The sequence below is a fragment of the Accumulibacter sp. genome (assembly GCF_032229525.1).
Taxonomy (GTDB): domain Bacteria; phylum Pseudomonadota; class Gammaproteobacteria; order Burkholderiales; family Rhodocyclaceae; genus Accumulibacter.
The window spans coordinates 25,443-31,924 of the sequence record NZ_JAVTWB010000221.1 but is presented as its reverse complement, the minus strand read 5'-3'; the positions used below and the strand labels follow the sequence as shown (position 1 = coordinate 31,924).

Genomic DNA, 6,482 nt, shown 5'->3' with positions numbered 1-6,482 from the left:
TAGGATTTACGCGATTGACCTGCTTTTTTTGACGGCAGGAAGTCGTTTGGATATACTACCGAGCTCGTTGGCCAAGTAGCTCAGTTGGTAGAGCAGCGGATTGAAAATCCGCGTGTCCGTGGTTCGATTCCGCGCTTGGCCACCACTGTCCAAGGCCGACTGTCAGTCGGCCTTCCGTATTTTGCCGCTGCCCTGGCTAATTTGCTGTCCCAAGAATAGCTACGCACTTGATGCTGCGGTCTTGGGTGCGCTGATCGCCTCGCCGCGGGCACCCTGGACCTTGCGCCGGATTTCCTTGCCCTTGGCGCGCCAGACCAAGCGCTTCGGATTGCCGTTGCGGCCAGCCAGAAAAGTGGTGATGGCGTTCGCCAATCCCTTGACGGAAGCAGAGCTTCCTGTGGTGATGCGCTCGGGAGCGTCGCGGAGGAAGCATTGCACCAGATTTTGCCAGGACGGGGAGGTCGGTGTGAAGTGCGTGTGAAAGCGTGGCTGCGTTTGCAGCCGGGTCTTTACCTCAGCATGAGATTCGTTCGGTTTTTCGTCTGCCGCCACGCCTGATCGCTGCGAACCATCAATTCAGCCGACGGTGGTCGTGACTGCGTGTACCGAATTCGTGGTCATTCGGTGCCCGCTGGATCGCTCGCCAGCCCCGGCAGGAGTTCAGGTGGCAGTTGCAGCCGTGAGAGCAGCGTTTCACGATTGATGTTCAGCAGGTCCTGGATGGCAGCGAAGTCGTCCGGGATAGCCGGGTCAGTCCAGCCGTCGATCGAGTGTCGTGCGAGGTTGGTCGCCAGTTTGACGTTCTGCACCCGCGGCAGATGTGCGCTATCGTTGTCCATCAGGGTAGTGAGCAGAGCCGGGAGGCGCCAAGCGTGGCAGAGGGCCAGCTGCAGCTCGGCCAGCGAAAAGCCAAGGACCGCCCGCTGGACGCTGGCGCTGCGCAGCGTTCTCGCGGCGTGTAGCCGGGAGCGAATCTCGATCGCCCTCTCGGGAGCAAAGCACCACAGGAGGACCTCGGCGAGGTCGTTCAGCAGCGCGGCAAGAGCAACTTCCTCGACGTTCATGTCGTGCCGCGCGAAAGCCCAGTCGTGTGCGTAGCGCGAGGCTCGCTGGGTGCGCAGGATGACCTGCAGCACGCCAAGCAGTGCTTGCGGTTTGCGGCCGAGGGCTGTTTCGAGGGTGAGCGGGTCCTCGAACTTGCGGAAGAAGGGATTAACGCCAAGCATCATCACTGCACTGGCAATGTTGGTGATCTCGCTTCGCAGGTGCTTGCTATTGAACGACTGAATATAGGCCAGCACGCGGATGGCTAGAAGCGGATCCTGCAGCACAATGTCCGTGATGTCTCGGCCAGTGACCCGGTCCATATGCTGTCGGGCTTCGTCGAGTCGGCGCGCGGTCTGGCGCAGGATGGGCATTTCGGCGCCGCTGAGCAAGGCCACCCAGCTTTCAAGGTCTCGTGGCGGTGGTGTATCGAGCATCAATGTCGCCTCAAACAAGGCCGTCCGTAAGACCAACGCGCTGACGAAGCCCGGCCTCGTCAGGTGCCCCATGATCAGCCAGATGGTAGTCGCAGCGTTTTGGCCGTGCAAGCGCGGCTTGTCGGCCAGCCGGATCGCAGGCCCCGGCCGCTAGCGCGGCGCGAACCACGGAAGCTGTTTCTACCGCTTGCCGGTGAGCTTGGCGGGGCTTCAAGCGGTCCCTGTTGAGCGCTTTTCGTGCTGAAAAGGGCTTGACTACTGCAACTTCATCGCCGGTTTTCAGAAGCGTTCATCCTTGCGGACATAGCGCCATTGGCCCGCCGGTAGCTTGCCGAGCGAGACGCTGCCGATACGAACGCGCTTGATGTCGGTCACTTGCAAGCCCACCAGTTCGCACATGCGCTGGATCTGCCCTTTCCTGCTTTCATGCATTACGAAGCGCAGTTGTTGGTCACTCAGCCAGGAGACCTGCGCTCGCTTCAGTTTTACGTCATCCAGTGACAAGCCGTGTCTGAGCAGCTCGAGTCCTTCCGGCGCCAACTCACCGAGGACGCGCACGTGATATTCCTTCTCCAGCCGTGAATCACCGCCAGTCACGCGGCGCGCGACACTACCTTCCTGGGTAAAGGCGAGCATCCCGCCCTCGTCGGCCTCGAGTCTTCCAGCCGGTGTCAGCCCGCGCAGATGCGACGCCTGGAAGCTGTAAGCAGTGCTGTCCTCCGCCCAGCGGTTGTCGGAGCGGATCAACAGGGCGACCCGCTCGCGGCCGTCCTCTGCTTCGCCAGCAAGATCTCGCGGTTTGTGGAATACGATGCTGACGGTCTCGGTCGAGTGCTGGCGCGCGGCCTCTTTGATCTTGATGCTGGCTTTGGGGTTCACACGTGCGCCAAGCCGGTTGATAACCACACCGTCTACGCTGACCCAGCCGTTTTCGATCCATTCGTCGGCTTCGCGTCGTGAGCACGCAGCCAGCTGGCTCACCAGCTTCGACAGCCGTGGCGACTCCTTCGCGAGGCCCCGTGGCGTGCTGGTCGGTACATTGGCCGGGTCCGGCTGCCGCGTCGGCTGCGGGTCCTGGCGCGCCTGCGTCTGCGGCAAGGGGCTACGAGCGCTGGTCGGCGCGGCGTCTGGGTCCGTGTCGGGGTTTGGTGGCGCAGGCGGGAACGCACGTGCGCCCGTGCTGCGAGCAACCCCACGAGGTGGATAAACTTTCTTGGACGGCTTGTCTGGCCGACGGTTGGCGTTGCGCGCACCGCCCAGGCCGCCGCTTGAATCCCTGGCAGGCGTACTGGCAACCGTTCGTGGTGCTTGATGGTCCTCCGCTGCAAGGGGTTGCGACGGCTGTTGCGTGTCGTCTGAGCTTCCCCTGCGGGCCGTGGGGGGCTGGCCGTCGGGCTGTTTCTGGTGCTTCCGAGTCGCCTCGGCTGCGTCCCGCTTGAAGCGCGGAGCAGCGTTTGGTCGATCGCCAGTTCTGCTGAGCGCCGGCACCGGCGCCGGTACTGCCGGGCTGCTGTCCGTACGCCACTTGGCAGCGCGCTTCGAGGCCTGGGAGCCGCCACGGATGGGCTTGCGTGCGTGCGCCCTGCTGTCGTCGGCAGTGGCGGAGGCGGCAGGCTTTCTGGGGAGTTTCAGGGTCTGGCGAGGCATGGCAAGGTTTTCCGTTTGGTCGGGTGCGTAGTGTACGCCAATACGCCAGAACCGGTCTCCGCTCCGGACGAGTCACGAGGCGCGGAGTGCAAGCGAAAGGGTTTCCCGGTCGCAGAATCAGGGAAAGAGGGATAGCGGCAAGTCGGGCTAACGGGGCGGTGGCGGCGGCGCGCCCCGGGGCGGCGGTGGCGGAGGGGGAAGGGTAGGCGGTGGCGGAGGGGGAAGGTGTGATCCGGACGCTGGCCGGGTGGCGTAGCCCTCGGGCAGCGCGAAGCCGCCGGCCAGCGGCACCTTTTGACCCTGAGAGTACATGCACTGAACGTAACTCTGGTCGTAGCGTTCCTGCAACTCGTAGCTGGAAGCGTTGCTTGCGGCCACCCCGCCGGCGCTGCCGGCCAGCAGGCCTACGCCGGCCCCGACCGCGGCACCGCTCGACCCATTGACCGCAGCACCCACCGCTGCGCCGACCAGGGTGCCAACCGCGGCGCTGGTCAGCCCGGCATCGACGGCCGCCGTCGCGGGGGCATTGCCACCGATTGCCTGGCGGGCGTAATTCCTGCACGTGGCATCGTCGGTGCGGAACTTTGCGAAAGACTGCCCCGATCCGGGCAGCGCCATTACGCTCGGACCTTCCGGTGGCAGGCTCACGCAAGCCGCCAGCATGACGGTCAATAGCGGTGCGAATCGGTGTACTCTGGACATGGCTCAACTCGTGCGAGGCGTTTCGCCAGGTGCGTGAAAGCACATGGTAGATGACCATCAATATAACGCAGCAGTCGCACAAAGGCTGACGCGTATTGTCGATTTTGTGCCGGGGCCGGCCAATGTGCGGGGTGCTTCCGGCGACGGGCAGGAACGATCACCATCGCCGCGTGATGGGTGTTCTCGTCCACACGCCTTTTCCTGCTCTGCACCGGTGGCGACAAATGCTGGTAAACAGGATCCTGCGTACGGTGTTTCCCGCCAGAGTGGGGGTCCTCCCGAGTTTGCTCATTGAATCAGCCGGAAGTGGTCGGGAACTTGCGGAGCTCCGCCGTGGCGCACCCGGTGCGATGCCGAATGCGTAGATGGACTCAAGGTCTTACCTGAATGCCATGCTCGATAAACAGAGATACACGCCACTTGCGTAGTGTCACCAACTGCTGTTTCTGGTACTTTGACGGCTGTGGATTATGGCCCTGAACGCAGTTTTGCGGTCTGGCGAGCGTGGCACTCTTCAGGATGTCGGTTGTCGTGCCGTTGTAAGGCATTGTAACGTCGCTTTTCGACGTCACGCGGCGGGCGTTCTGAAGTGTTTTCGTCTCGGCGCCAAGCGCCGTGCGGGCCCGCGCGAGTAACCTACCTTGGACTGGCTGCCGCCATGCTGGAACATCCGACAGGCTCCATCTACAATCTTGCCGGCCTCGCTGAAGGACAGATCGTGCTGCCGCGCTATATCGTGCGACATGACTCCGGTCTGCATGCCGTTCTCTCGCGAGTCGAGTCTGCCGCTGATTTTGTCGATTTCGTCAATTGCGTAGTGGCCCTGGGCCTCTACTTTCTCGGGCTCGACTACGCGCGGTTCCAGTCTCTTCTTTACGACGATCCGACCAGCCGTGATCAGGAGGCGAGCGACGAGGTGTTTTTCGCAACCGGCATCGTTGCTTTCCCGCCGGAGCGTCAGGCGCTCTACAAGGTGCTACGGATCGAGCGCGGCGTGGCCGTCTACCTCTTCGAACCCGTCTATCTCGAACCGGGCGTCGGTCGACCGACTGTCGACGACGATGAAAATGGGATAAAGTGGCTCTCCGACAGCGAGTCGACAGCGCGTCCGGAGTGCGCCCGGTTGGACGTCGATGAATTCGTCGTCAGCGCGTGGGCGAAGGGGGTGCGCTTTGGTCTGGACCTGGCGATGGTGCAGGAAGGCATTCGGCTCGACAAGGCCGAGCGACGGGTAGTCGCCCGTCGCCGGCCGTTGGTGCCCGGCAAGGATGCCGAAATCATCGAGCAGGCGCCCGGCCTGCACCGCAACAACGCGCCACGCCAACTGGCAGATGGCAAGGTCAATCTGCTCCAGTTCGAGACGCGCTATCCGCAGGTCGCCGCCGGGATACGTCTGGTCAAGAAAATCCCGCGCACACTGGGAGTCGACGGGCGCGACGTCACCGGGGAACCGTTGGTGGCGCCGTTGCCGAAAGATTTCGATCTGGCCCGCATGGTCGGTCCCGGTACCCGGATCAGCCGGGAAAAGGATGGCGAATACCTGGTGACTTCAGTCCATGGCTTTCTCAATATCGATAAGGGTTCCGGCCAGTTCTCGGTTGCCGACAAGATCGTCAGTCGGGAAGGGGTCAGCGCCCGCACAACCGGTGATTTGACGCTGACTGGCGAAATGTACGAGCAGTACGGCGAAATCCAGGAGAAGCGCGTCGTCACCTGTCGCAGCATCACGGCGTACGCTGACGTCTTTGGCAAGATTGTGTCCACCGGCGGCGTCGTCCGCCTGAAACGCAACCTGGTTGGCGGCAGTGCCAGCAACAACGAAGGTGACATCGTGGTCGAAGGGGTCGCCTCTGGCGCGACGCTGACCGCGCTCCATGGTTGCGTCACCGTGAAACGGGCCGACAACTGCCTTATCCTGGCCCGCCAGGTAGTCGTCGAACAAGCGACGCAATGCGATATCGTTGCCGACGAATTGCGCATCGAGGTTGCGGAGGCTTGCGCTCTGGCAGGAAAGAACATCAAGGTAGGCGTTGCCCGTTCGCGCCGGGACGTCGACAACGCCTTACTCATCCTGCTGCCCGACCTGTCGGCCGACGACGCGAAGATTGCCGCGTTGCAGCAAGAGCGCGCTACGCTGGCCAAGGCGATCGCCGGTCATCAGGAGCGAGCCGCCGCTTTGCGCAGCGAACGTGAGGTCGCCCGTTACCTTCTCCTGGCCGACAAGTTGCGCAGCGGCGAAGCGAGCTTGAGTCCCGAGCAGGAGGTGGGTTGGCGCCGGTTAACGGAGCGGGTCGCGCCGACACTGTGGGGTTTGTCCCAAATCGCTGAGGCGATCAGCAAGCTGGACGCCGAGTTGATCGCTCTGTCTGTGCAAATCGAGGAAATGCTCAGCGCTCGAGAGCAGGCCTGCAGTGAACTCGCTTGCGCGGTGGATCGTGTCGAGGACGAAACGCGCATCAGTGCGCTGCGGCTTCGTGTGACGGATAGTCCTCTGATCGCTCTTCCGAGCAAGGAGCTCAAGGTCAGGCTGCGCAACACGGATGGCGCGGCGAAACGGCTTTTCGTCGGCTCGTCTGGCCGCTTCGCCTGGAGCTGCCCGGCGCCAGGATCGCGGCTAGATGCCCGATCGGGTCGTGCCAGCGGATAACGCGC

At 63.1% G+C, this 6,482-nt stretch carries 5 protein-coding genes and 1 tRNA gene; 2 read left to right on the top strand and 4 right to left on the bottom strand.

From position 1 onward, the window contains the following. Window positions 1-69 precede the first annotated feature (69 nt). Window positions 70-145 (top strand) — tRNA-Phe (locus RUW20_RS17870). A gap of 74 nt (window positions 146-219) precedes the next feature. On the opposite strand, the gene RUW20_RS17865 is transcribed toward RUW20_RS17870, so the two are convergent. The 4 genes from RUW20_RS17865 to RUW20_RS17850 form a co-directional block, all read right to left on the bottom strand. Next, window positions 220-438 carry a hypothetical protein gene (locus RUW20_RS17865; RefSeq protein ID WP_313953574.1) on the bottom strand — a complete coding sequence of 73 codons (219 nt, stop codon included), beginning with the start codon at window positions 436-438 and terminating at the stop codon, window positions 220-222. 179 nt (window positions 439-617) lie between these two features. Then, on the bottom strand, window positions 618-1,481 hold the full coding sequence (locus RUW20_RS17860) for an HDOD domain-containing protein (RefSeq protein WP_313953573.1): 864 nt from the start codon (window positions 1,479-1,481) through the stop codon (window positions 618-620). A gap of 279 nt (window positions 1,482-1,760) precedes the next feature. Continuing rightward, window positions 1,761-3,128, bottom strand: coding sequence for a pseudouridine synthase (locus RUW20_RS17855; RefSeq protein ID WP_313953572.1), 1,368 nt, complete (start codon window positions 3,126-3,128; stop codon window positions 1,761-1,763). Window positions 3,129-3,275: 147 nt separating this feature from the next. Beyond that, window positions 3,276-3,830, bottom strand: a complete 555-nt coding sequence (locus RUW20_RS17850; protein ID WP_313953571.1) for a hypothetical protein — start codon at window positions 3,828-3,830, stop codon at window positions 3,276-3,278. 658 nt (window positions 3,831-4,488) lie between these two features. Here RUW20_RS17850 and RUW20_RS17845 point away from each other — a divergent pair. Further along, window positions 4,489-6,477 carry a flagellar assembly protein A gene (locus RUW20_RS17845; protein WP_313953570.1) on the top strand — a complete coding sequence of 663 codons (1,989 nt, stop codon included), beginning with the start codon at window positions 4,489-4,491 and terminating at the stop codon, window positions 6,475-6,477. The last annotated feature ends 5 nt before the right edge of the window (window positions 6,478-6,482 follow it).

What these genes read in the sequence shown, in the direction of transcription:
- RUW20_RS17850 (WP_313953571.1), bottom strand. Translation starts at nt 3,830, where the DNA reads ATGTCCAGAGTACACCGATTCGCACCGCTATTGACCGTCATGCTGGCG.
- RUW20_RS17860 (WP_313953573.1), bottom strand. Translation starts at nt 1,481, where the DNA reads ATGCTCGATACACCACCGCCACGAGACCTTGAAAGCTGGGTGGCCTTG.
- RUW20_RS17845 (WP_313953570.1), top strand. Translation starts at nt 4,489, where the DNA reads ATGCTGGAACATCCGACAGGCTCCATCTACAATCTTGCCGGCCTCGCT.
- RUW20_RS17855 (WP_313953572.1), bottom strand. Translation starts at nt 3,128, where the DNA reads ATGCCTCGCCAGACCCTGAAACTCCCCAGAAAGCCTGCCGCCTCCGCC.